Source organism: Sporolactobacillus mangiferae (assembly GCF_023336505.1).
Classification (GTDB): domain Bacteria; phylum Bacillota; class Bacilli; order Bacillales; family Sporolactobacillaceae; genus Sporolactobacillus; species Sporolactobacillus mangiferae.
The window spans coordinates 362,053-387,209 of the sequence record NZ_JAMAST010000002.1 but is presented as its reverse complement, the minus strand read 5'-3'; the positions used below and the strand labels follow the sequence as shown (position 1 = coordinate 387,209).

18 protein-coding genes are annotated in these 25,157 nt (G+C 46.0%); 12 read left to right on the top strand and 6 right to left on the bottom strand.

Features of this window, described 5'->3' with window-relative positions; translation table 11 throughout:
* Positions 1 to 30 precede the first annotated feature (30 nt).
* Positions 31 to 960, top strand: coding sequence for a lipoyl synthase (gene lipA / locus M3N64_RS04160; RefSeq protein ID WP_249098463.1), 930 nt, complete (start codon positions 31 to 33; stop codon positions 958 to 960).
* Positions 961 to 1,232: 272 nt separating this feature from the next.
* Here the strand turns inward: lipA and gltC are convergent, their stop codons facing one another.
* Complete coding sequence (gltC, locus tag M3N64_RS04155) at positions 1,233 to 2,138, bottom strand: glutamate biosynthesis transcriptional regulator GltC (RefSeq protein ID WP_249098460.1); 906 nt, start codon at positions 2,136 to 2,138, stop codon at positions 1,233 to 1,235.
* 193 nt (positions 2,139 to 2,331) lie between these two features.
* Between gltC and gltB the strand changes: the two genes are divergently transcribed.
* The 7 genes from gltB to nrdF all read left to right on the top strand — a co-directional run bounded on the left by gltB (position 2,332) and on the right by nrdF (position 16,553).
* Positions 2,332 to 6,879 carry a glutamate synthase large subunit gene (gltB, locus tag M3N64_RS04150; protein WP_438270992.1) on the top strand — a complete coding sequence of 1,516 codons (4,548 nt, stop codon included), beginning with the start codon at positions 2,332 to 2,334 and terminating at the stop codon, positions 6,877 to 6,879.
* Between the two features lie 55 nt (positions 6,880 to 6,934).
* Positions 6,935 to 8,374 (top strand): glutamate synthase subunit beta, encoded by a 1,440-nt coding sequence (locus M3N64_RS04145; RefSeq protein WP_249098456.1) that lies wholly within the window; start codon positions 6,935 to 6,937, stop codon positions 8,372 to 8,374.
* Between the two features lie 442 nt (positions 8,375 to 8,816).
* Positions 8,817 to 10,334 carry a Ppx/GppA phosphatase family protein gene (locus M3N64_RS04140; RefSeq protein ID WP_249098454.1) on the top strand — a complete coding sequence of 506 codons (1,518 nt, stop codon included), beginning with the start codon at positions 8,817 to 8,819 and terminating at the stop codon, positions 10,332 to 10,334.
* An 11-nt stretch (positions 10,335 to 10,345) separates the two neighbouring features.
* A complete protein-coding gene (locus tag M3N64_RS04135) occupies positions 10,346 to 12,499 on the top strand; it encodes an RNA degradosome polyphosphate kinase (RefSeq protein WP_249098451.1) in 2,154 nt (717 codons plus the stop codon).
* 518 nt (positions 12,500 to 13,017) lie between these two features.
* On the top strand, positions 13,018 to 13,401 hold the full coding sequence (nrdI, locus tag M3N64_RS04130; protein ID WP_249098448.1) for a class Ib ribonucleoside-diphosphate reductase assembly flavoprotein NrdI: 384 nt from the start codon (positions 13,018 to 13,020) through the stop codon (positions 13,399 to 13,401).
* Positions 13,364 to 15,469, top strand: a complete 2,106-nt coding sequence (gene nrdE, locus M3N64_RS04125) for a class 1b ribonucleoside-diphosphate reductase subunit alpha (RefSeq protein ID WP_249098444.1) — start codon at positions 13,364 to 13,366, stop codon at positions 15,467 to 15,469. The genes nrdI and nrdE overlap by 38 nt, the downstream gene beginning before the upstream one ends.
* 103 nt (positions 15,470 to 15,572) lie before the next feature.
* Entirely contained in the window at positions 15,573 to 16,553 is a 981-nt protein-coding gene (gene nrdF / locus M3N64_RS04120) for a class 1b ribonucleoside-diphosphate reductase subunit beta (RefSeq protein ID WP_249098441.1), read from the top strand.
* A 209-nt stretch (positions 16,554 to 16,762) separates the two neighbouring features.
* Here the strand turns inward: nrdF and M3N64_RS04115 are convergent, their stop codons facing one another.
* The 5 genes from M3N64_RS04115 to M3N64_RS04095 form a co-directional block, all read right to left on the bottom strand.
* Complete coding sequence (locus M3N64_RS04115; RefSeq protein WP_438270995.1) at positions 16,763 to 17,422, bottom strand: GDSL-type esterase/lipase family protein; 660 nt, start codon at positions 17,420 to 17,422, stop codon at positions 16,763 to 16,765.
* Between the two features lie 152 nt (positions 17,423 to 17,574).
* Entirely contained in the window at positions 17,575 to 18,390 is an 816-nt protein-coding gene (locus M3N64_RS04110) for a CAP domain-containing protein (protein WP_249098434.1), read from the bottom strand.
* A gap of 273 nt (positions 18,391 to 18,663) precedes the next feature.
* Positions 18,664 to 20,637 carry a S9 family peptidase gene (locus tag M3N64_RS04105; protein WP_249098431.1) on the bottom strand — a complete coding sequence of 658 codons (1,974 nt, stop codon included), beginning with the start codon at positions 20,635 to 20,637 and terminating at the stop codon, positions 18,664 to 18,666.
* Between the two features lie 293 nt (positions 20,638 to 20,930).
* A complete protein-coding gene (locus M3N64_RS04100) occupies positions 20,931 to 21,266 on the bottom strand; it encodes a spore coat protein (protein WP_249098588.1) in 336 nt (111 codons plus the stop codon).
* On the bottom strand, positions 21,266 to 21,544 hold the full coding sequence (locus tag M3N64_RS04095; RefSeq protein WP_249098429.1) for a hypothetical protein: 279 nt from the start codon (positions 21,542 to 21,544) through the stop codon (positions 21,266 to 21,268). Before M3N64_RS04095 ends, M3N64_RS04100 begins: the two co-directional genes overlap by 1 nt.
* A 161-nt stretch (positions 21,545 to 21,705) precedes the next feature.
* On the opposite strand from M3N64_RS04095, the gene M3N64_RS04090 reads away from it, so the two are divergent.
* From M3N64_RS04090 to M3N64_RS04075, 4 genes are all read left to right on the top strand, one after another.
* Positions 21,706 to 22,065, top strand: coding sequence for a Spx/MgsR family RNA polymerase-binding regulatory protein (locus M3N64_RS04090; RefSeq protein ID WP_249098425.1), 360 nt, complete (start codon positions 21,706 to 21,708; stop codon positions 22,063 to 22,065).
* 108 nt (positions 22,066 to 22,173) lie between these two features.
* A complete protein-coding gene (gene gcvH, locus M3N64_RS04085) occupies positions 22,174 to 22,554 on the top strand; it encodes a glycine cleavage system protein GcvH (protein ID WP_249098421.1) in 381 nt (126 codons plus the stop codon).
* Between the two features lie 564 nt (positions 22,555 to 23,118).
* Positions 23,119 to 23,877, top strand: coding sequence for an RNA polymerase sigma-I factor (gene sigI / locus M3N64_RS04080; RefSeq protein WP_249098418.1), 759 nt, complete (start codon positions 23,119 to 23,121; stop codon positions 23,875 to 23,877).
* A gap of 9 nt (positions 23,878 to 23,886) precedes the next feature.
* Positions 23,887 to 24,846, top strand: a complete 960-nt coding sequence (locus M3N64_RS04075) for an anti-sigma factor domain-containing protein (RefSeq protein WP_438270991.1) — start codon at positions 23,887 to 23,889, stop codon at positions 24,844 to 24,846.
* Positions 24,847 to 25,157: the final 311 nt, after the last annotated feature.

Below are 25,157 nucleotides of genomic sequence, written 5' to 3'. Positions count from 1 at the left end.
CACCCGCGTTATAAACAAGGAGGAAGGATTATGGATAAACATGGAACTTATTTAAGAAAGCCAGAGTGGCTGAAAATCCGTATCAATACAAATCACGATTACCGGGATATCAAGCATCTCATGAGGGAAGAGCGGCTGCATACGGTATGCGAGGAGGCGAAATGCCCGAACATCCATGAATGCTGGGCGTCGCGCCGAACAGCGACATTCATGATTTTAGGCGATATTTGCACGAGAGGGTGCCGGTTCTGTGCTGTTAAGACGGGGAGGCCAACTGAACTTGATTTGCTCGAGCCGGAACGTGTAGCGGATTCGGTGAGCAAGATGCGTCTTCGCCACGTTGTGGTGACCGCGGTTGCGCGTGATGATCTGAAAGATGGAGGCGCGCTTGTATTTGCTGAAACCATTCGTGCGATCAGAAGAAAAGCGCCTTATTGCACCATTGAAGTGCTCCCGTCGGATATGAAGGGCGACGATGAAAGTATTCTGACATTAATGGCGGCAAAACCGGATATTTTCGACCACAATATAGAAACGGTGCGCAGGCTGACAAAACGTGTGCGCGCGATCGCGACGTATGACCGATCACTTGCCGTCCTGAGACGGGTGAAAGAACTGAGCCCGAATACACCAGTCAAATCGAGCATCATGGTCGGCCTTGGCGAAACGAAAGAAGAAATTATCGAGACGATGGATGATTTAAGAGCGAATGGTGTTGATATTCTCGTCATTGGTCAATATTTACAACCGACGCGTAAACATCTGGATGTCATTCGCTATTATTCACCGCAAGCGTTTGACGAGCTTAGAGACATTGCCTTGTCAAAAGGTTTCAGACATTGCGAAGCAGGTCCGCTCGCCCGTTCCTCGTATCATGCGGATGAGCAGGTTGACGAAGAATCGCGGCGCCGTCATGATCACCTGATTCAGCAAACGGAAGAAGAGACGAAAGCCGAATAAAAGCACCGGATGCCGCTCTTTTAAAAAGCGGCATCCGGTATTTTTATACTATAAGAAAGCTTAAAATTTAGCGGATGATAGCATAAGTACGACGGCATCTTTGCCTTCGCCAGAGGTTTGGCAAAGCCAAGTTTTCTAACAAAATAAGAAGCTATAAATTTTTACTCGATACCAGAACAAAAAACAGCATCATGTCTAAGCATCAAAGCGGAGGTGTGAGATGCCTGCGGTGCACTCGCGGCAAGCGAGCAAGGCGTTTTTACCCGATTTTTTTACTGACCAAAACGGTAGAGCCGGTCATAGAATTCGTCGATAAACAGCGAGAAAATGTGTTCTGATGGAGCAAGATCACGGTCGCTCGGGCGAATGATCCCGACTGAGCGCGTGAGCTTCGGTGTGCTGAGCTGAACAACAGAGACATTATCTGGAAGGTTATAGGCGGCGGCATTTTCCGGCATAAGAGCAATGCCGAAATTTGAGGCAACCAGACTTTTAATCGTATCCATATCTTCGCCCTCAAAAACGATGTTTGGTGTAAAAGCCGCCTGTTTGCAAGCGTCAAGAAATAATTCCCGAAGCGAAAGCTTGCTGCGAAAGGTGATAAACCGCTCATGTTTAAGCTGGCTTAGCGAAATGGATGCGTTTCCGGATTTTTTATGCTGTTTTGAGATCAGAAGCACCATTTGTTCGGTGTACAGAATGCTGCTGCGTACACTTTCATGCTGCTTCGGCACTGGCGATGCAAAGGCGAGGTCGATACTGCCCTGTTCAATCAGATGAATAAGGTAGGGAACGGTCCCCTGATGAAGCTGGAAATTGATGCCAGGATGTGTCTGATGAAAATCCCGAAGGACGACCGGAAGCGTGTGTACTGACAAACTGGTCGAAATACCAAGACGGATCAGTCCTGAATCAGGATTGAGATATTCTTTTATTTTCTGTTGTGCTGTTTCGAATTCACTTAATCCACGTTCGGCATGCCTCAGGAATAGTTTACCGGCATGTGTCAGCTGAATATTGCGGCCTTTTCTGGTGAAAAGCGCGACGCCAAGCTCATCTTCGAGCAGGGAAATCTGCCGGCTGATGGCAGACTGTGCTACGTGGAGTGCTTCTGAAGCCTGTGTCATATGTTCTCTTGTTGCAGCTTCAATAAAGTATTGAATCTGTCTTAATTCCATTTTGAAAGCCCCATTCATCTGAAAATGAGATTAATTTATTCTAAATTATATATTGTAAAGAATAATATGAAAAGAGTAGAATGTAAGCACCATACATTTGGTCTCATATCGAATATACAGAGATAGAAATTTTTCAGAAAAATCGCACATATACGATGCGGGATTGCAAACAGAAGGAAGGATGAGGTTTATGATGAGCCAGGCTCAGACGAGAGAGAAGCCGGAAGGACTTTACCGCCCCGAATTTGAACATGATGCGTGCGGTATTGGATTGTATGCAGATATTAAAGGAAGGGCATCTAATGAAATTGTCAGAACCGCACTTGAAATGCTGGCAAGGCTGGATCACCGTGCCGGAAAAGCAGCGGATGGAAAGACCGGGGACGGTGCCGGTATTCTTGTGCAAATACCCGACCGTTATTTTCAGGAAGTATGCACGTTTAAACTTCCTGAAGCAGGTCATTACGGGGTCGGTATGTTTTTTATGCCGCAGGATCGATCAAGCCGTTTGGTTGCGATCGGCAAAATTAAAGCCTGCATTGCTGCGCGTAATTTAAGGCTATATGGCGAACGTGATGTACCCATTGATGAGAATGAAATCAGCCGACTGGCGAGAAGTAAAGCACCATATATGTATCAGATGTTTATCGGAACGGCCAATCAGGACTCCGGATCTGAACTGGATTCCAGGCTGTATTTACTTCGTAAAGCGATAGAAGCTAAACTGAAAGACGAAGTTTACGTTGCCAGCCTCTCAAGTCGGACTCTTGTATATAAGGGAATGCTCCGGGCAAAAGAGGTGTCGGCTTTTTATACAGATCTGCAAGATGAACGTTTTGTTTCCGCACTTGCTCTGGTCCACTCAAGGTACAGCACGAATACTTTTCCAAGCTGGGAGCGTGCGCATCCAAACCGAATGATTGTACACAACGGGGAAATCAATACAATACGTGGCAATATGAGCTGGTTTAATGCGAAAGCGAAAACGTTGAACGGGGGCAAGCTTCCGCAAATTATTGATCCGGAAGGAAGCGACTCGGCCATCTTCGATAATGTGCTCGAATTTTTGACGTACCACGGTTTTTCACTGCCGCACGCAGTGATGATGATGGTACCGGAGCCATGGGAAGGTGATACAGAACTCCCCGGATATTTACGGGATTTCTATGAATTTCACAGCAGGGCCATGGAACCATGGGATGGTCCGATGGCGCTTGGTTTCTGTAATGGGAAGCAGATCGGGGCGATTCTGGATCGCAACGGACTGCGGCCGGCACGTTATTATATCACCAATGATGATAAAGTCGTCTTTTCTTCAGAAGTCGGCGTTGCGGATCTGGATCCCGAAAATATCAAGGCACGCTGTCACTTGAAACCAGGGCAGCTTCTCCTGATCGACACTGAAGAAGGGCGCATCATTCCGAGCGATGAATTAAAAAAGAAAATCTGCTTATCCGTTGATTATGCCGATCTGCTGAAAAAATCGGTCGTTGAGCTGACAGGAGGGAATGGTGCGGGTGTTGTGCTTCCTGATGCTCAGCGACTCTTTCAGCAAAAGGTATTTGGCTATACCTATGAAGATGTCACAAAGGCCATTCAGCCGATGGCGGAAAAGGGGAAGGAACCGACTGGATCGATGGGCAATGATACACCGCTTGCCGTACTGTCCAATAAATCACAGCTGCTTTTTGATTATTTTAAGCAGTGGTTTTCACAGGTGACCAATCCGCCGATTGATGCAATACGAGAGGCGCGTGTCATGTCCAAAGTGACCTGGCTCGGTCCGCAGATCAGCCTGCTTCCTTCCAACCAGAAGATTACCCCGCAAATTCGGTTGCGGCATCCGATTCTTGACCGGAAGGCGTTTCAGGATCTGCATCACCAGAATTTGAAAACACAGACGGTTTTCTTAACTTATTTGAGTAAGGAAGGCAGTCTAGGACTGCCTAAAGCCGTTGACCAGCTGATTCTGCAGGTTGATCAGCTGATTCACAAGGGTGTCTCTTTAATCATTCTTTCAGATCGCAACGTTGATGAAAAACACTTGCCGATTCCATCTCTGCTGGCAGTCAGCGCGCTGCATCATCATTTGATTGAGCAGGGGACACGGCCACAGATCAGTCTGATTGTTGATTCGGGTGAACCGAGGGACAGCCATCAGGTCGCCGCTTTGCTTGGGTATGGGGCGGATGCCATCCATCCTTACCTGGCGATTGATACGGTTCATTCGTTGATTTCCACCGGGCATTTAGATGGCACAGAAGAAAAGGCTGAACAGAATTATATCAAGGCACTTGTGGCAGGCATCGTGAAAATTATGTCCAAAGTGGGCATTTCGTCAATTCAGAGTTATCGAGGTGCACAGACTTTTGAAGCGCTTGGACTTTCGAATGAATTGATTCAAAAATATTTTAGAGGAACAGTGTCTCAAATTGGCGGTATCGGTTTGGAAGAAATCGAAATTGAGACGGCACTGCGTCACAAAAAAGCGGTAGCGGAAAACAGAAAGGGCGAGATGAAACCGCTGGATCCAGGCAGTACGCTGCAATGGCGGCAAGGCGGAGAGCAGCATAAAATTGAGCCATTGATTGTTCACACGTTACAGCAGGCAGCACGTACAAATGACTATCAGCTTTATAAAGAGTATGCAAAAATGGTCGATCATGCACCGTTTTCAACCATTCGCAGCCTGCTCACTTTTGAAAAAGATCGAGAGCCGATCCCACTGGATGAAGTCGAATCCGTAGAAAATATTTTGAAGCGTTTTAAAACAGGAGCTATGTCTTACGGATCAATCAGTAAGGAAGCTCATGAAGCAATGGCGATTGCCATGAACCGCATTGGCGGGAAAAGTAACAGTGGTGAAGGCGGCGAGGACGCAGAGCGCTTTCTTCGTCAGTCGAATGGAGATTGGCGAAGAAGCGCCATAAAGCAGGTCGCTTCCGCAAGGTTTGGTGTGACCAGCTATTATTTGTCCGAAGCAGACGAGCTGCAGATTAAAATGGCACAGGGCGCGAAACCGGGAGAAGGCGGGCAACTTCCTGCCGGCAAAGTTTATCCGTGGATTGCCCGTACTCGCCATGCGACTACTGGTGTAGCGTTAATTTCACCACCGCCGCATCATGATATTTATTCAATTGAAGATTTGGCACAACTCATTTATGATTTGAAATCGAGCAACCCGAAGGCCAGAATCAGTGTAAAACTGGTGGCCAAGGGCGGCGTAGGCACCATTGCGGCCGGTGTTGCCAAAGGCAAGGCGGATGTGATCCTGATCAGCGGTCATGACGGGGGTACAGGCGCAGCGTCAAAAACAAGCATTAAGCACGCGGGGCTTCCCTGGGAAATCGGACTGGCCGAAGCCCATCAGACATTGATGAAGAACGGACTTCGCGATCGTGTTCGTCTGGAAACGGATGGTAAATTGATGACCGGGCGTGATGTGCTGGTTGCTGCATGTCTGGGGGCTGAAGAATTCGGCTTTGCCACTGCACCGCTTGTCGTTCTTGGCTGTCTCATGATGCGCGCCTGTCATTTGGATTCCTGTCCGGTCGGTATTGCAACGCAGAACCCGGAATTGCGCAAGAATTTTATGGGAAAACCAGAACACATCATTCATTTTATGACTTTTATTGCTCAGGATATTCGCGAACAGCTGGCACAGCTTGGCTATCGATCTCTTGATGAAGTGATTGGTCAGGCGCACCTGCTCAGGATTAAGAAGGAAGTACACAGTCACTGGAAGGCGCGGACACTGGATCTGTCCGACCTGCTCTATCAGGCAGAAAGTGATGTTTGCAAACGTCATTTTGCACGCGCCCAGGAGCATCATGTGGAACGGAGATTCGATGAACGTAATCTGGTAGCGACCTGCCTGTCAACGATTGAAAATAAACGGCCGGTTCATCTGGTTTACAAGCTGAAAAATTCTGATCGAACGGTCGGATCAACATTAGGTTATTTCATTTCCCGTGCAACTGAAGGCAAAGGACTTCCGGAGGATACGATTACGCTGTCTTTTACCGGAAGCGCGGGACAAAGTTTCGCTTCCTTTATTCCCAAGGGAGTAACCATGATTCTGACCGGGGACGCCAACGATTATGTAGGAAAAGGTCTGTCCGGCGGAAAGGTTATCATTAAATCAGAGGCATCTGCCGACATGGGTTCAGAAGCACAGGCCATGGCAGGCAATGTTGCTTTGTTTGGGGCAACAAGCGGAGAGGCTTATGTGCGCGGGAGTGCGGGCGGACGCTTCTGTGTACGTAACAGCGGTGCCGATGCGGTGATTGAGGGCGTTGGAGAGAATGGCTGTGAATACATGACCGGGGGCAAAGTCGTTGTTTTGGGCTCCATCGGTCGAAATTTTGCAGCTGGAATGTCTGGCGGTACTGCCTATATTCTCCCGGAAGGAAATCCGGATCAGACGATACGCCGAATCAATAAAGAACTTGTAAATATTGAACCACTTACTGGAGAGAAGGAACAGGACACTGTTTACCGGCTTATCAAGAACCACTTTGATCACACGGGAAGCCCCAGAGCGGAACAGGCGATTTTAAATTGGAAAGCCACTGTCCAGCGGATGATTAAAGTCATTCCACGTGATTATGAAGCGATACTTGAGCAGATTGAACAGTGCGAATCTCAGGGATTGAACGGAGAACAGGCGAAGGAACGGGCGTTCGATTTGAAAAAGCAGGGAAAACTCAATGTCCGCAACTCTACGTATTTACCTGTCTGAGCTAAGTGCGGATTTTCATCAAAAGGATCAATTTTTGAAAGGATGAAGTTGACACATGGGACAATTAATGGGTTTTCTGAATATAGAGAAACAGAATCAAAAAGAACGAAAACCGTCCGAACGCATTCATGATTGGAACGAGTATAAAATTCCGCTTGCGGAAAAAGACGTGAAAAATCAGGCGGCCCGCTGCATGGATTGTGGCACACCCTACTGCCAGATCGGTGTGCAGCTTAATCGAGGCACTGCCGGTTGCCCAATCCACAATCTGATTCCCGAATGGAATGATCTTGTCTATCGTGGTTTATGGAAAGAAGCCTATGACCGGTTAGCGAAAACGAATAATTTTCCGGAGTTTACATCGAAAGCCTGCCCGGCACCGTGCGAGGGATCATGCACTGCCGGTTTTATCAGTGATCCGGTATCGATTAAGTCGATTGAAAGAGCGATCATTGATCGTGCATTCGAGGAGGGCTGGGTTGTTCCGAAACCGCCGAAGAAACGGACCGGCAAAAAAATAGCTGTTATCGGTTCCGGACCTGCGGGGCTCGCTTGTGCTGATCAGTTGAATAAGATTGGCCATGAAGTGACTGTTTTTGAACGGTCGGATCGGCCGGGCGGCTTACTGATGTATGGCATCCCAAGCATGAAAATCGAGAAGGACGTTGTTGATCGCCGGATCCGTTTGCTGGAAGAAGAAGGGATCATTTTTAAAACCAAGGTGGACGTCGGCAATACAATCGGTGTCGAAGAATTAAAGCAGACGTTTGACGCAATTGTTCTCTGTACCGGTGCCGGAAAGCCTCGTGATGTACACCTTGAAGGCCGTGAATTGGCAGGCATTTTACCGGCAATGCAGTATTTAACGGCTAGCAACCGGCATTTGCTGTATGGAGAGCCCTTAAAGGGCGATGATCAAGCAAAAGGGAAGCATGTGATTGTCATCGGTGGCGGGGATACAGGCGAAGACTGTGTTGCTACAGCAATCCGCCAGGGATGTAAAAGTGTTGTCCAATTCGGCAAACATGGCCGGCTTCCGGATCAGCGTTCGGAAAACAATCCATGGCCGGAACATCCGAATGTGTTTTCGGTTGATTATGCGTATGAAGAAGCCGTCGAGGTGCTGGGCAAAGATCCGCGTGAGTATTATGTTGAGACTAAGCAGTTCGTCGGTGATGAAAATGGTCATGTACGTGAACTGATTACCGGTTCATTTAAAAATCATAACGAAACTGAAAGGAAGACTTGGAAGGCAGACCTGGTCCTGATCGCAATTGGTTTCCAGGGCGCTGAAGATCGAGTATTTGAAGATTTTAATGTGGTGCGCAGTTCATCACGACCGGTCGTTAAGGCCGATCCGTTCCGCTATCAGACAAACCAGCCTGGCATTTTTGCAGCAGGCGATGTGCGCAGGGGAGCCAGTCTGATTGTGTGGGCAATTGAAGAAGGAAGAAAAGCGGCTGCTGCGGTTGATCTGTATCTGGATGAACAATGATCAACGGCCTTCTTTCTCGTAAATTCAAAAGATCAATTAATTCCTGTGAGTGTCACTAAAGTGAGTTTTCGCTTTAGGGCACTCTTTTTATACTACTATAAGAAAGTTTGAAATTCGGCGGCTTATGTATATATGCGACGGCATCTTTGCCTTTGCCAGAGACTTGGCGAAGCCAGGTTTTCTAAAAAGGCTTTTTAAGAAACATGCAACGCCTCACCGTCCATGTCTTTTGCCTGTTGATTGAACTGTAGCCAGGGAAAATGCAGATGGGTTACGGGTGTTCGGATTGCCAGTCAGCCGTTCGTTTTCTTTTCGCTGAATAGATCATGTAAAATTTTCGTAAATTATGGGATTGGGTTTTCATACCTGGTCCAATATAACGTATAATAAATACTAAGTGCTTGATTTTGGAAAAAGAGATATTGATTATGGGGTGAGGGCGGTGGCGCGACATAAACTGTTCGCATCAATTACCGTCGGGCTGCAGACACTTGTGCTGAAAATTGCAGATCTGACGAATACATCAATTATTGAGTACGTTAAAGCAGATGTTTCGATTGGGGCGGATATTTATAATCATCACATGATTGAATTTCAAACCGTCGATCGCGCGTGTGGTCAGCTTGCCGGCTTTGTACAAATTATGGATGATTTTGGCGTTACGGAGTATCGGGCGGTTGCCGCAAGCTCTGTCCAGGAAGCAAGAAATGCGGAGTATGTTAAGGAACAGATCCGAATAAAAACGGGGCTTACCGTTGAATGGCTTGCCAATGCGGAAGAACGTTTTCTTCATAATCAGGCAGTTGCCTATAACACGGATACTTTCAATGAACTGATCAGACAGGGAACCATGCTGATTGACATTGGTTCAGGCAGCATGCAACTGACCGTGTATAATAGCGGCCATTTTATTTTTTCCAGAAATATAAAGCTCGGACCGCTCCGCATACGCGAATTAATGGGGGATTTGGAGAGCAAGACCAGTGACTATGTTGAGATTATGGAAGACTATATTCGAAGCAAGATTGACGGATATCATCAATTTGCGCCAAAAGAAGTGGTGATCCGTAATTTTGTACTTGTCGGTACGGATCTGTTAGCTTTTAAACGGACGTTTATGGGTGGAGGCACGGACACGATCAGTCGAAAAAGATTTACGGAATTGTACCGCCATATTTTGGCGATCCCACCCAAAGTGCTTGCAAAGGAATATACGCTTCCTTATGATGCGGCTTCACAGCTGCTTCCGTCCGCAATGATTTTAAAAATTACTCTTGAAATTACAGGGGCCGAAAGTATCCTGCTGTCGGATGCAGATCTTGCCGATGGCCTGATTGTTCACGAACTTCTGAAGACACATCGAAATGTCTTAAATCATTCATTTACTGAGGACATCATTGTCTCCGCACGTAATATCGCGGATCGGTATAACTGTGATCCGGAGCATATCAGTACTGTGGAACATTTTGCCCTCCATTTGTTTGATCGTTTAAGAAGGCTGCATGGACTCGACAAGAGGGACAGGCTGTTGCTTCAGCTGGCGGCAATTCTTCAGGATACAGGAAGCTATATCGATATGAATGCCCACTATATTCATTCTTATTATATTATCCAGTCATCTGAAATTATCGGGATCTCCGAACATGAGCGCGAAATTGTCGCCATCATTGCCCGATATCACAGCGCTGAGACTCCTTCAAGTGACGCCTCCGCTTTTCAAAAGCTGCCGGCAGCAAGACGTTTGGTGGCTGCCAAATTATCAGCACTGCTCCGTATTGCGGATGCGCTTGACGACAGCAGGCAGCAAAAGGTGGAGCGGATTGCTGTGTCTCTGAAAAATGATCAAGTGATCATTACTGCACGTTCTGATGATGATCTGTCACTTGAAAAACAGACTTTTAAAGACAAATCCGCTTATTTTGAAGAAGTATTTGGCCTAAAGCCGATTTTAAGAGGATAAGGTGATTTACAATGGATAATTTTGATCGTGAGGAATATTTCAGCAATCGTGAGTTGAGCTGGCTGCTTTTTAATGAACGTGTACTTGAAGAGGCGAGGGATAAAGAGAATCCGCTGCTGGAACGCGTAAAGTTTCTGTCGATTACCGCAAGCAATCTGGATGAGTTCTTCATGGTTCGTGTTGCTTCGCTGATCGATATGGTCAATGTCGGTTACCATAAGGCCGACCCTTCCGGCATGAGGCCGGATCAGCAGCTGACAGCCATCAGTGAAAAAGCGCATCAGATGATTAATCAGCAGTATACGACTTACAATCGAATGCTGAAAAAGTTGCTTAATGAGCATGGTATCCATATTCTCGAACCTGCCGAGTTATCGCAGAAACAGCTCGATTTTATCGATCATTACTTCAATCGTGAAGTCTACCCGGTGCTCACACCGCTGGCTGTCGATTCGTCACGGCCTTTTCCGCTTATTCTGAATAAGAGCATTAATATTGCGGCATTCATTCATAAAAAGGACAGCACAGCTGCACACCGTGAGTTTGTTACCGTTCAGGTACCTAATGTGCTTCCACGGGTTGTTAAACTCCCGGATCAAGAGGGACACACCAGTTTTATTCTGCTTGAAAATATTATTCGCCGCCATCTCAGCCAGCTTTTTGTCGGCTACGAGCTTGATGAGGCCGCTTGTTACCGCGTCATCCGGGATATGGACCTTGAAGTGGATGAGGAGGATACTGAAGATCTGCTCAAGGAAATTGAAAAACAGCTGAGGCTGCGTGAACGAGGAAATGTCATTCACCTTGATGTGGAGGCAGGAATCAGTGATCGTCTCGTTGCCAAATTGTTTGAACGTCTTGCAGTCAGTGCGGAAAATGTTTATCGGGTCAATGGACCGATTGATTTGACGTTTTTATCCAAACTTGCGGGGCAGATCAAAGAACCAGGGGAACTGGTCTATCCTTCTCATCGTCCGTATGTTCACTATGACCTGCTTGAACGTTCTATATTTGATGCGATGCGTGAGGGCGACATCTTTCTGCACCATCCTTATGAATCTTTTGATCCGGTCATTGAACTGATTCGTCAGGCATCGAGGGACCGCCAGGTACTGGCAATCAAAATGACATTGTATCGAGTCTCAGGCAATTCACCGATTATTAAATATCTGGAAAAGGCCGCCGAGAACGGGAAACAAGTGACGGTGCTCGTAGAATTGAAAGCACGGTTTGATGAAGAAAACAATATTAACTGGGCACAGAAACTGGAAAAGACTGGATGCCATGTGATCTATGGTCTGGTCGGCCTGAAGACGCATTGCAAAATGGCGCTCGTGGTGCGCCGGGAAACAGATGGAATTAAACGCTATATGCATTTCGGTACCGGTAACTACAATGACATTACCGCACACTTTTACACAGATATGGGGCTGCTCACATGCAACGAGCAGATGGGTGTTGACGCATCCAATGTTTTTAATATGCTGTCCGGTTATTCAGAGCCGCCTTATTTCCATAAGCTTGTGATGGCTCCTTTGTGGCTGCGCGACAGCTTGATGGATTTAATCGAAACTGAAATTAAAAATGCACAGGCGGGCAGGCCGGCTTTTATTCGCGCGAAAATGAACGCTCTGTCAGACGAAGAAATGATTAAAGCTTTGTATCGCGCATCGGCCGCCGGTGTAACGATTCAGCTGCTCATTCGAGGTATCTGCTGCCTGAGGACGGGTATTCCCGGTATCAGTGATCGCATTGAAGTACATTCAATTGTCGGACGCTATCTGGAACACAGCCGTATCTATTTATTTGGTAATGGAGGAGAAACCCGGGTTTTTCTCGCAAGTGCCGATCTGATGCCGAGAAATTTGAATCGACGTGTGGAATTAATGTTCCCGATTGAAAATGAACAGATTAAGACGAGAATCATTGATATTTTTGATCTGATGATGCGTGACAATGTCAAGACACGGATACTTGGCAGTAATCATCATTATGAAAAACCTGACCGGCGCGGAAAGACGCCTTTCAATGTTCAAGAATATCTCGCTGAACAGGCGGAACAACGGACATTGAGACGTGAACACGCGATTCATGATACACGGACGTTTACGCCGATTAAAAGTCATACAACTGAACTGTTTTCATCGGATACCGATGAATCATAAAATAATTTGCTGTATTTTGGCGCAGCCTGGCTTCCCTGCAGTAAACGAGATGCAGGGATGGCGGTTGCGTTTTTTGTACGCGATAAGAAAGTATATAAATTTTAAGGGAAATAGTATAAGTGCGACGGCGGTTTCGCCCGTGTCAAAGGCTTGGCGAAGCCAAGTTTTCTAATACTATAAGAAAGTTTAAAATTCAGCGGATTATAGTATAAGTGCAACTACGGTCTTTGCCTTCGCCAGAAGCTTGGCAAAGCCAAGTTTTCTAAAAAAGTTTAAAATTTTTGAGGATTAATGTTTATCAGCGCGACAAGGGCTTTGCACTTGTCCGGGGATGACACGGCCCGATTTTCTTATTGAAACAACACGGAACGTGCCGTAAGATTAAGTAGAGTTTTTTTATCTGTCGGATTTTCCAGCTTGAACGAAACTATATATTGTGGTATCTTATTTAACATAAACTATATATTGTGATATTTGAAGACGAAATATGTTCTTTTAAATGAAAGGAGGGACATCCGTTGCGTATTTTATACGAGACCATGACTGGCAACGTCAAAAGGTTTTTGAGTAAGACGGGGCTTGACCATCAGTCGATTGGCAATGTCGATCAAGTGCACGAACCTTTTGTTTTAGTCACCAATACAATTGGCTTTGGCGATGCCCCGGAGCAGGTAAAAGCATTTCTGCAAAAAAACAGTCGTTATCTTGTGGCTGTTGCCGCGAGTGGTAATCGGAACTGGGGCCGGAATTTTGCACATGCTGCAGACGTAATTGCTCAATTGTACAATGTACCTGTTTTATATAAATTTGAACTTGGCGGTACGGATCAGGATGTCGCTGAATTTAGAGAGAGGGTGAAGGCACTTGCCGAACGAAGCAATCAAGTCGAAATCGTACACTGAACTAAATAATGAAGTGCTGACACGTGGAGAAGGCGGCTTTTATCGTCTAGATAAGGATCAAGAAGCCATTCGCGTTTTTATGGAGGAAGTGCGCGCAAAAACCATTCATTTTAAGAGTGTGCTTGAGCGACTTCATTATCTTGTAGATGAGCATTATTATTACGATGTTTTTTCGGAATACGAAGAATGGCAAATTGAACAGCTGCATCATATGGCTGCTGAATATAATTTTCAATTTAAGTCCTATATGGCAGTAAGTAAATTTTATCGCGACTATGCAATGAAAACCAATGACAAATCTCACTATCTTGAAAATTATGATGAGCGAATCGCGATCGCTTCTCTTTTCCTCGCACATGGAAACTATGACAAAGCCGTACGGTTTATGCGTGCCATGATGGAACAGCGCTACCAGCCGGCGACACCGACCTTTCTCAATGCGGGGAAGGCGCGGCGCGGTGAGATGGTATCCTGTTTTCTGATTGAAGCTGATGATTCGCTCAATTCGATTAATTACATAGAGAGCACTTCACAGCAGCTGTCGAAAATCGGCGGAGGCGTCGCACTCAATCTGTCAAAAATTCGGGCGCGCGGCGAGGCGATTAAAGGAGTCGAGGGCGTCGCCAAGGGAGTAGTGCCGGTTGCGCGCAAGCTTCAGCTCGGCTTCTCCTATGCGGATCAGTTAGGTCAGCGCCCGGGTGCCGGTGCCGCATATTTAAATATTTTTCACTGGGATGCTCCGGAATTTCTTGATACGAAAAAGGAAAATGCGGATGAAGATATTCGTCTGTCGACGTTGTCGATTGGACTTATTGTCCCGGGTAAATTTTTTGAACTGGCGGAAGAAGGAAAACAGTTTTATATGTTTGCTCCGTACACCGTATTTAAAGCATATGGCAGGCATCTGGATGATATGGATATGGATAAAATGTACGATCAGCTTGTTGCCAATCCTGCGGTCAAAAAGAAGAGTGCTGATGCGCGTGAATTTTTGAACCTGATCGCCCAGATGCAGATGCAATCCGGATATCCATATATCTTTTACAAGGATAATGCAAACAGGAATCATCCGCTGCACCGACTTGGTCAGATTAAAATGTCAAACCTGTGCACGGAAATTTTTCAGTTGCAGGAAACATCGACAATTAATGATTATAGTGTTCCGGACGATATTCGCCGTGATGTCTCCTGTATTCTCGGCTCACTGAACATCGTCAATGTCATGGAGTCCGGAAAAATTCGTGACTCAGTACATGCAGGTATTGAGGCGTTGACTCAGGTCAGTGATATGACTGAGATTGCCAATGCACCAGGTGTCAGTCTTGCTAATCGTGAATTGCATTCAGTAGGGCTTGGGGCAATGAACCTGAACGGTTATCTCGCAAAAAATCAGCTTGCTTATGAATCCGAGGAAGCACGTGATTTTGCCAGAACGTTCTTTTCGCTCGTCAATTATTATTCGATTGAAAAGTCGATGCTGATTGCAAAAGAGCGGGGCGAGACTTTCAGGGGGTTTGAGCTGTCCGATTATGCTGATGGTTCTTACTTTGCGAAGTATGAACAAGAGTATTTTGGACCGAAAACGGAGAGAGCAGCCGAACTTTTCAAAGACATTCATATTCCGACTGCTGAGGAGTGGACGGAATTGAAAGCACAGGTCGCTCAATATGGCTTATACAATGCTTACCGCCTGGCTGTCGCTCCAACACAGTCGATCAGTTATGTTCAAAATGCAACCAGTTCTGTGATGCCGGTCGTCAACATTATTGAGCGGCGAAAGTATGGGAACAGCGAAACGATTTATCCAATGCCCTTCCTGTCTCCGCAAACCATGTGGTATTACAAGTCGGCTTATCAGACGAATCAGTTTCGCGTCATTGACATGATTGCCGAGATTCAGCAGCATGTCGATCAAGGGATTTCAACGATTCTTTATGTTGACAGCATGACGAGCACGCGGCAACTGGCAAGGCTGTATGTCTATGCACATAAAAAAGGACTGAAATCACTCTACTATACGCGGACACAGCTTCTGTCTCCTGAAGAGTGCACAGCTTGTTCGGTTTGAACGTGCGGAGATGTTTTAATGAAAGCAAAGCAATGACCGCAAGTATTTATTTCTACTGAGACCTATACGCTTGTTTAAGCGGAACAAAGGATGGACGGTTGCAATGAAGGCTATTAACTGGAACAGCGGCGACAATCAGGTTGCCAAGGTATACTGGAAACAAAATATTAATCAATTCTGGACAGAGGAAGCATTCAAAGTGTCACGTGATCTGGCAGATTGGTCGAAAATGACGGAAGATGAACGCACAGCCTATGTTCAGGTTCTCTCAGGGCTTACAGGACTTGATCGTGAACAGGGCGACAACGGGATGCCGTTGATTGCGATTCATCATGATAACATGCATGAGCAGGCGGTTTTTGCCTGGATGGGCATGATGGAACATATTCATGCAAAATCGTATTCTCATATTTTTTCAACTCTGATCTCGTCCCGGGAAACCAATTATTATCTTGGTGAATGGGTCAGCAATCAGCCTGAACTTCAAGAAAAATATCGGCTGATCGCTGAGTGGTATCAAAATCTTTATGATAAAAAGGAAAATGTGACGCCATTCAAACGCTATATGGCGATGACCGCCTCTGTTTTTCTTGAAAGTTTTTCGTTTTACAGCGGCTTCTTCTACCCCGTTTTTTTGTCCGGTCAGGGGCGGATGATTGCCAGCGGCGAAATTATCCGCAAGATTATTCAGGATGAATCGATTCACGGCAGTTTCACCGGTATGGTTGCTCAGCGTCTGTACCGGGAGGACCTGACAGACAGTGAACGCCTGGAAGCAGACAGAGAGCGCGAAAGATTGCTTGACCGCCTGATTGCAGTGGAAAAGACGTATACTGAGAAAATTTATTCAAAAATTGGTTTGGCGGATGAGGTTATGAATTATGTATACTATAATGCCAACCGCGCGCTGCAGAATCTTGGGTACGACGATAAATATGATCATGCGCCGGTGAGCCAGATTGTGCTGAACGGCATTGATACGGGCACGATAAATCATGACTTTTTTTCAACGAAAGGCGACTATGTCGTTCCGCTGAACATTGAGCCACTGACAGATGAAGATTTTAAATTTGATCACGTCTGAGAACAATTCCGATCCTGCGGCAAGGGTCGGCATTCTGTTTTCCGTATTAAGTGTAAGATTCTGATTTTGCCTCAATACAACCAACAAAACAATGATTTTGGCAGGGGAATACAGCAATGGTTGCCTTAACGGCACATGGAACCAGATGCTCTTTATCCGATGATTGATGGGCCAATCCGCGGTGACAGACAGCGTGATTCTTTAGCGGCCTAGTAAAACTGCTTGAATCCAAGCGCCGACGTGGCCTCGGCCATGAGTCGGTATCCGATTGGATTCGGATGTATCCGATCAAAACCGAGCAACTGAGGTTCACGGCCTGCGAATACATGAAAAATATCGGCAACACGAACGCTCGGAATTTTTTCAAGACTTTGGAGACGCTCGTTATATTGTTCGAGCCATGCATTAGTATGAGGAATGTAAAATAATGGATTATACAGGTTTAAAATGCGAACCATAAACGAAGACGAATCGTTATCGTGCAGTCTGTAAATGAACCGAACCATTTCTTCAAAATGGGCTATACTGCTTTTCATTGCCTGATTAACCGGTTCGGCATTTCCGGTGCGCAGCCACAGTCTGCCTGCTCTCAGAAAGTCGTTGCCGCCTCCGGTCAAGGTAATAACCTGAGCGTTTTTGATGGCTGCAGCTGCATCAGGGCGTGCAAGGATACTGAGAATGTCATCAGTTGTCGCACCATTCTTCGCAAAAACCTGCCGATCAACAGGCAGCCGATAAAAGCTTTCAAGATCGTGATGATACCATTTAACAAAGTTTGGCTGAAAGAAAGTTGAACCGATTCCGACGGTCAGTGAATCGCCGGCAGCAACGTAAAGCGGACGTACATGCAACAATAGACACCTCCTCACAAGCCGTTTCCTTACTGCCAGTGTATTCAACGGAGAAGGCTCACGTTCGTGGAAGAAAAAATCGAAGAAGCATATATAAAAACAGCGTCCACATGTGAAATACAGTGAGACGCTGTTTTTCTTCTGGGATTGTTTGCAAGGGGCTGATGGGATTAGTTGCCGATGAATTCCTGTGTCCAGTAAGAACCGTAGGAGCCACCTTCAACGTAGCCGACACCGATCGTTGTGAAGCTGGCATTCAAAATGTTGGCGCGATGTCCAGGACTGTTCATCCATCCCTGGACGACCTCTTCAGGAGTTTTTTGTCCGGCTGCAATATTTTCGCCGGCGGACTTATAAGAAATACCGTATTTCTTCATCATATCAAAAGGTGAGCCGTAGGTAGGCGACTGATGGTCAAAATAATTTTTATCCCGCATATCCTGAGATTTGGCGCGTGCCATTTTTGACAGAGCACTGTTGTCTGCCTTCAGCGGCTGAAGGCCGGCCTTTGTTCTTTCCTGGTTGGTCAGATCGACAACCTTCTGCTCATATGCGTTCAGATCACTTTTTGATGATGTCTGTTCTGAAGGCTGTGATGATTGATCGCTGGCCGGTTTTTCTGATTGGGTCGGTGTTTCAGGCTTTTGCGTTTCTTCAGTGGCTTGTGGTTTTGAACGATCAGGTTTTTCAGCTTGAGCGGTATCGTCTTTTTTCGGTGCTTCCGTTGTCGGTGCCGCATTCTCTTTCTGCTTGTCAAGCTGTTCCTGAAGTTGCGACAGGTCGAATGAAATGCCGAGTTGCTTTAGCAGTTGATCCAGATCCGGAATCTGCTCTTTCTGAAGCTTCCACGGGTTAAACAATTCGGTAGTGGCCTTGGTACAGACTTGATCTTTTGGCGATGTCGCCGCCTGTGCCTGGCCTCCCCCTGTCACGAGCGGCAAAGCCAGCGCCCCCGCGATGGTCAAACCAATGATTTGTTTTTTCATTGTGTAACTCCCTCCTCGGTTCATAACTTTCGAGTTTGGGAGATTTGTAATGGGGTAAAAGATAGAATTACATGATGTTACCAGATTCATGGAAGATTCAGGCAGGCAGCCGTGAAACGACCAAGGGGGTTTTAAAAGAACCTAATGGTGAGTTATTTTTGCTGCAAACAATTCGTGACGCATGCTTTCAAGAAATGTGAACAGCCTGAATGGCAGTTCGTCATTCAGGTTGTTGTTGTCTGCATCTATTTACTTTTATATCTGCCAGCCGGCTCAATCTTTTGTCAGATGCCTATTGAACCAATCCATGATTTCATGAAGTCGGACCAGCCTGTTTTTCGGATGCCCACTCCGGGAAAGCTCATGATTTTCACCCTTGATACGAACAAAGCGAGTCTCAACACCAAGCCGTTTCAATGCAACATACCACTGTTCCGCCTGTTCGATCGGGCAGCGATGGTCCTGCTCGCTGTGAATAATGCAGGTTGGTGTACTCACTTTATTGGCGTTTCGAATCGGCGAGAAACGCATCAGGAGCTCTTCCTCGGTCCATAAATCTGCTCCATTAAAATAACGGGTGAGAAAATAGTAACCAATATCACTTGTTCCGTAAAAATTATACAGATTGCAGATAGATCGCTGAGTGACCGCCGCGCGAAAACGTTCAGTTGTGCCGATAATCGTATTGGTCATAAATCCACCGTAGCTGCCTCCGGTGACGAACTGCCGATTGCGGTCGAGCCGAGGAAAATGATCCAGCGCATAATCCAATCCATTTAAAATATCCTGCTTATCTCTTCTTCCCCAGTCCCCGTAACAGCCGGCACAGAATGCCGCCCCATAACCTCGGCTTCCTCGTGGATTCGTGTAAACCACTGCGTATCCTTCGGCGGCGAGACACTGGAATTCATGGTTGAATGTGTCTCCGTAGGCACTTGCGGGTCCACCGTGAATTTCCAGCACGACGGGGATTTCTTCCTCTGTTTGTGCGGATTCAGGAGGAAGGAGGAGCCAACCATCGATTTGCCAATCCTCCGCGCCTTTATATGTAAACGGAATCGGCTCACTAATATCCAATTGGCTGAAAAGTGCCTGATTATGATCGCTTATTTGTCGCATTGTGTCGCCATTTCCCAGGAAATAGAGATCACCAGGTGAAGAGGGAGTGGAGAGCACAGCGGCAATTTGATCATGGGCCATCGTAAATGAGGTCATGACGTGCTTTTCCATCATGAACACTGATTTGGATGTGCCATTCAAAGTGACGGACTTTAATCCGCTGATTGGTCCGTCCTGAACGAGGTAGGTGAGGGATTCTCCATTTGCTGCCCATGCGATCATATTGGCTCCGTCGTCAAAGCGGACATCGGTACCGATGAAATTTCCAAGCGACAATGGGTCATGCGCCGTGAGATTTCTTATGGAACCGCCGTTTGCGGGTACAAGAAGAATAGTAATATTCTCGGGTGTGCATTCTCCGTCTTCAGTCGCCGCAAGCGCGACGGTCCGGCCATCCGGTGAAATTTTCATATCATAGATAGATCCTTTTGCCTGATAAATGCACGTCGTTTCGCTGTGATTGAGATCATGCCTGTAAACATCGAACAAGTAGTCGGTTTCCTGCGGATTCTGTTTTCCCATGCAGAAATAAAGCTGGGTACCATCCGGAGAAAAGGCCGGCAGTTCTGCATCCTGAAGCGGATTGGTAATGCATTTTTTCTGTTTTGTTGCAATTGTATATAAATAAAGCGCCGAAGTTCCCTGAACAAACCCTTTGCCATTTTGCAAGTATCTGAGTCGTGTAATCACCGTAATGTCTTCATTGTCGTACTCTGTTTTATCCTTGATCATACATTGACAGACGAGTAATTTTTCATCCGGGCTCAGCGCAAAATCGATGACGTCGCTGCCAAAGTCAGTAACAGATTCTGCCTCGCCTCCATTCAGGCGAATACGCCATACTTGGTCGCTGCCGTTTCGGTTGGAGAGGAAGTAGACGGTTTTTCCATCATGTGAAAAAACAGGGCTGTGGTGTTTTTCACACCGTCCTTTGCTGTAAGCATAGGTGAGCGGACCGGGAATGGTTTTCTCATCTGCGTAATATAAAGTGGACGTGTAACCGTTCTGCTGTAAGTCGGTTTGCGTGACAACATACACGGCTTGTTTCCCGTCAGGTGAAAGTGCCGGTTCACCGGCGAACGTGAATGCCGTTAAATCCTCAACTGTAATCAGTCGTTTTTTCTCCATATGTATTTCCTCCTTTGTCCCAATTATAGGTGATTTCTGAAGATACAGCATCTTTTAATGGTTTGGTGAGCATGAGCCGTTGCTTTATGCCTTTTAGGATGCATTGTCGCTGTTGATTGCCCTGCAAGCCTCCTCGAACAGACAGAAATCTGCAGGTTCCTGCCGGGTTTCACAGGTGTCTCGCATCCTCTGCTTTACTGTCCAGTTGTGACCTGGTTATAGTTCTTTATCTTGTGAAAAAAGCCATCCTGATTTTTTCAGGATGGCGGGTAACTTAAAACAAGTGAAATAAATTATTTGGAAAACTGCTGCTGGGCATATTGTGTGAACTGCTGCTGAGTCTGCTGGATTTTCTGCGGTTCCTGTGATTCCATTTTGTACCAGCCTTTATTGAACATCAGGTTAAAAAGATCGCGCTGATGATCGCTGGTTTGATCAAAAACCGTTTTAATATCCTGATACAATGCCTGGTGGCTTGCTTCTTGCATGGCGTGCACATAAGAAGTGCCTAAATATTTCTCAGTCAAAAGCACATCATTCAAATAATCCCGATCATTCATCTGCTGATTCTTCGGCACTTGCGTTTCGGTGTTTTGAATGGGCGTTGATTGTGCTGGCTGTTTCTCCATCATTTTGCCATTCCCCCTGCCATAGCAGTTGTCTGGACATGCTTGCCAAGATGGTTCAGGATGCTTTGATAATGGCGAATATGGAGCTGACACGTCCGGTTCATCGCTTGCATGACATCCTGATCCTGACACATTGACGCATAGGCATGCGCTTTTTTAATGATCTCCAGGTTCCAGGACAGCATATCTTCAATGTAGAGTAAATCTTTTGTGGAAAGTATCGCTGGTGGCTGAGCGAAATTCATTGGCGCCTGCCCGTTTTGTTGCTGCATGTTCATGTGATAGTCACACTCCTATAAATTTGTGGTGGCGGTGCTCCTTTTTATTATGTCCGCTCATCTTGAAATCATTTTGACAGAACGATGCCGTTTTTTTGTGCCAGACAGAATCCAGGGTATAATAAATGAAAATGGTTTTTTCTGGTCAGGAGGCGGAAAGTATGCTGACGATGTATAGTTATCCGCTTTGTGGCACATGTCGCAAAGCGAAAAAATGGCTGGACGAACACGCGGTTTCGTATCAAGAGATCAATATTGCAAAAAAACCTCCGGATCGTGAGCAACTGAAAGCGATTATCGAAAAAAGCGGACTTCCTGTCGGAAAATTTTTCAATACAAGCGGAAAAAGTTATCGGGCGGGCGGATTCAGCCAGAGAAAAAAAGCCGAGCCCGAGGATAAATGGCTGGACTGGCTGGCTGAAGATGGGATGCTGATCAAGCGTCCGCTTGTTTTTGATAAAAATAAAGCAACCGTTGGGTTTAATGAACAATTGTTTGAAAATGAGTGGGGCAAAGTATAATGGTCATTCAGTAAAATTTCTGCTGTTTTTTCTTCCATTTTTTACGCTATAATAAAGGTATTGATGAAACAAAGTAATGATTAAGCAGCTGAAAACGGAGGCAGAGGAATGAGCGTACCTACAGATTTACTGTACTCGAAGGATCACGAATGGGTAAAAAAAGAAGCTGATGGCAAGGTTAAAATTGGCATCACGGAGTATGCCCAGAAAGAACTTGGCGACATTGTTTTCGTCGAACTCCCTGAGGTTGGTGCCGAACTCAATGCAGGTGATTCATTCGGCAGTGTTGAATCGGTAAAAACCGTTTCCGAGCTTTATGCACCGGTCAGTGGTGTAGTGACAGAAATAAATGAGGAACTGGAAGATTCACCGGAATTTGTTAATGAGTCCCCTTATGAAAAAGCGTGGATGATCGAACTTGAATCTGTAGACGAATCCGTATTTGGCAATCTGCTTGATGCGGCAGCTTACGAAAAACTGATCGGCTGATTCCATCGAGCAAGAGAGAATTTTTGAATGCCTGCATGAAAAATAACAGCCTTTGTCATCTTTTTGTTACCATATTGTCGCTTTCCTTTCCCTGATGCGGCATGGTATAAAAGAGACAAGGGTTTTTTATTTTGGCCCCCGTTAAAGAAACATACTGTTTTTTTTATAAGAAAGTATAGACATTTTAAGGAAAACAGGATAAGTGGTCCGAAAAAACGCCGCGTCCTGCGGCTTATCGGACACTAGGCCGTCCATGGCCGTCGCGACGGCGACTTCGCCCCTGCCAAAGGCTTGGCGAAGCCAAGTTTTCTAGCATCGTTCCACATGTTGCGAAGGTGCTGTTGCTGCACTTATACAATAATCTCAGTACAGAAAAAGGCGCACAGCCGTTGCAGGCCATAATCATTTTTTCTTTAATCTGACCTTTCAGACTGTATAACAAAAGTTTTTGACAATAATCATTCCTTTCGCCAGGACATGTTATGGTAGGGAAAAGATGGATGTTTGTACAACTTTTAAAACATAATCAGAACGTTAGTGACCAAAGCGAGAGGTGGGTTTTTGATGAGCGTGAACCAACTGTCACTGGACGGAGCGTTTAATATTTCGCTTGAATCGACTATATATCAAGTGCAGCAGGGCAATGAATCCTTGCGTAATTCAATTATCGAATCGTACCAGCCTTTTATTAAAAAGGTTGTTTCTAAAGTATGCAATCGTTTTATCGATCAGACTATGGATGAATTCAGCATCGGGCTGGTTGCCTTTAATGAAGCAATTAATCAGTATCAGAAAGGGCAGGGAAGCAAATTTCTGACTTTTGCGGATATGGTAATCCGTCGGAGAATTATTGATTTTATCCGCAAGGAATCGCGCCAGATGCGTCATATTTATTTGGAGCAGGCTAAGCCGGCAGATGAGAATACGATGGAGGAAAGCTTCATTGAACAGCAGGCGGCAATTGATCATTATGAGGAGCAGCGCAGAATTAATGAGCGGATGGAACAGATTGAAAGTTACGAGCTGCTGCTGCTCGAATACGGAATCACGTTTGATGTACTGAGCAAGCACTGCCCAAAGCATGCGGATGCACGCGAAAATGCCAAGGTTTCTGCAAAGCGATTGGTTGAGCACAAAGAATTGGTGAACTATCTAAAGAAAAAGAAACAGCTGCCCATAAAAGATTTGTTACAATTCGTATCGTGCAGTCGGAAAACGATAGAAAGGAATCGAAAATATATAATAGCACTGGCGCTGATTTATATTGGCGGGTTTAGTGCATTAAAGTCGTATATTGAACCAGAGCTTGAAGCGGTTCAGTGACCGAGAAAGGTGGGGAGAAAACTGATAAATCAGGGTGTGCTCGTGTCTAAAAAAGGTCGGCGGGCAGTCATTCTGACTAATGAAGGGGACTTCAGATCAGTCAGACTCAAACGTGCGGCAAACCTTTCCATTGGACAAACGGTGCGCGCAAAACACCTTGCCCACTTTCACTTTCTTCCCAAGAGGATTCTGACACCGGTTATTGCGCTTGGTTTTTCGCTGCTCTGTTTTGTGCCGCTGTCGCACAGTACGGATGCGCCCTCGGGACCGGTGGCTGCCTATGTATATTTTGATTTGAAAGCAAGTATTGAAGCAAGCGTTGACCGGAATCTCCGCGTGATTTCTGTTCAGCCTTTAAATGCCGAAGCAAAACAGTGGCTGAAAGAAACGCCGCTTGCACCCGGAATGAGCTTTCAGGAGCTGAGTTCTGCGCTGTTTGCAAACGTGAATAAGCAACAGATGTCAAATAAGCGTCCGTACTGCCTGATTACGACGATTTTGACCGATCAAATCAGCCGGCCACGGCAATCCATGTTTGCACAGAATCTGGTGAATGCATTTAACACAGGCGCGAGCCGGTTGTCGTACTGGAAGGCGGCAGGGACAGAATGGCTGAACGCATCGCTTGAACGCAAGAAGGCTGCGGAAGCACGCGGACTTTCCGTAGGAAAATATCTGCTCTATTTGCGTGCCAACGCATACGGAAAGACACTTTCATTGGAAGAGGCGAGAACATTGCCGGCAGAGAAACTGATAAATGTGTCACACACCCTTTCGCTGCCATGGCGTTCTCTGACCAATTTTGACGGAAATGGCGGCTCGAATCGCCGCGGTTCTGAACGGGTGATGCCGAATAGCAATGCAGAAGATACGCTGTTTAAAAATCCGTTTCGAGCTGAGCGTCCGCTTCGAGATCAGGAAACCAGCAGTTACAATTATTTAGGGGGCGTGGTTGAACATTATTGCTGATTATTGGCTTACTTTCAAAGGTGTGAAACACATCTTTAATTTGCATGTCAAAAACGCTGTGCCTTTCGGCAAAATGAGAGATGTGACGTGTCCGCACTTTTCACCAATGGGCTGATTCGTGCGCGTAACAACAGGATAACTTAGCTATTAAAAAATATACCACGGGTTGGACGGCCTGTTTTCTGAATCACGACTTGTCAAAGTGCGTGCGTGAACAGTTTTTCCTGCAGACATTGGAGCAAAGCGATTACGGAAGATTTCATTTGACAGTTTTAATTTGTCATGTTAAATTATTAACACTTAACTAAATA

Coding starts and splice junctions, on each gene's coding strand:
- lipA (WP_249098463.1), top strand. CDS start 31: ATGGATAAACATGGAACTTATTTAAGAAAGCCAGAGTGGCTGAAAATC.
- M3N64_RS04145 (WP_249098456.1), top strand. CDS start 6,935: ATGGGACAATTAATGGGTTTTCTGAATATAGAGAAACAGAATCAAAAA.
- M3N64_RS04095 (WP_249098429.1), bottom strand. CDS start 21,544: ATGAACATGCAGCAACAAAACGGGCAGGCGCCAATGAATTTCGCTCAG.
- M3N64_RS04090 (WP_249098425.1), top strand. CDS start 21,706: ATGCTGACGATGTATAGTTATCCGCTTTGTGGCACATGTCGCAAAGCG.
- nrdF (WP_249098441.1), top strand. CDS start 15,573: ATGAAGGCTATTAACTGGAACAGCGGCGACAATCAGGTTGCCAAGGTA.
- M3N64_RS04105 (WP_249098431.1), bottom strand. CDS start 20,637: ATGGAGAAAAAACGACTGATTACAGTTGAGGATTTAACGGCATTCACG.
- M3N64_RS04100 (WP_249098588.1), bottom strand. CDS start 21,266: ATGGAGAAACAGCCAGCACAATCAACGCCCATTCAAAACACCGAAACG.
- M3N64_RS04135 (WP_249098451.1), top strand. CDS start 10,346: ATGGATAATTTTGATCGTGAGGAATATTTCAGCAATCGTGAGTTGAGC.
- gltB (WP_438270992.1), top strand. CDS start 2,332: ATGAGCCAGGCTCAGACGAGAGAGAAGCCGGAAGGACTTTACCGCCCC.
- gcvH (WP_249098421.1), top strand. CDS start 22,174: ATGAGCGTACCTACAGATTTACTGTACTCGAAGGATCACGAATGGGTA.
- sigI (WP_249098418.1), top strand. CDS start 23,119: ATGAGCGTGAACCAACTGTCACTGGACGGAGCGTTTAATATTTCGCTT.
- gltC (WP_249098460.1), bottom strand. CDS start 2,138: ATGGAATTAAGACAGATTCAATACTTTATTGAAGCTGCAACAAGAGAA.
- M3N64_RS04110 (WP_249098434.1), bottom strand. CDS start 18,390: ATGAAAAAACAAATCATTGGTTTGACCATCGCGGGGGCGCTGGCTTTG.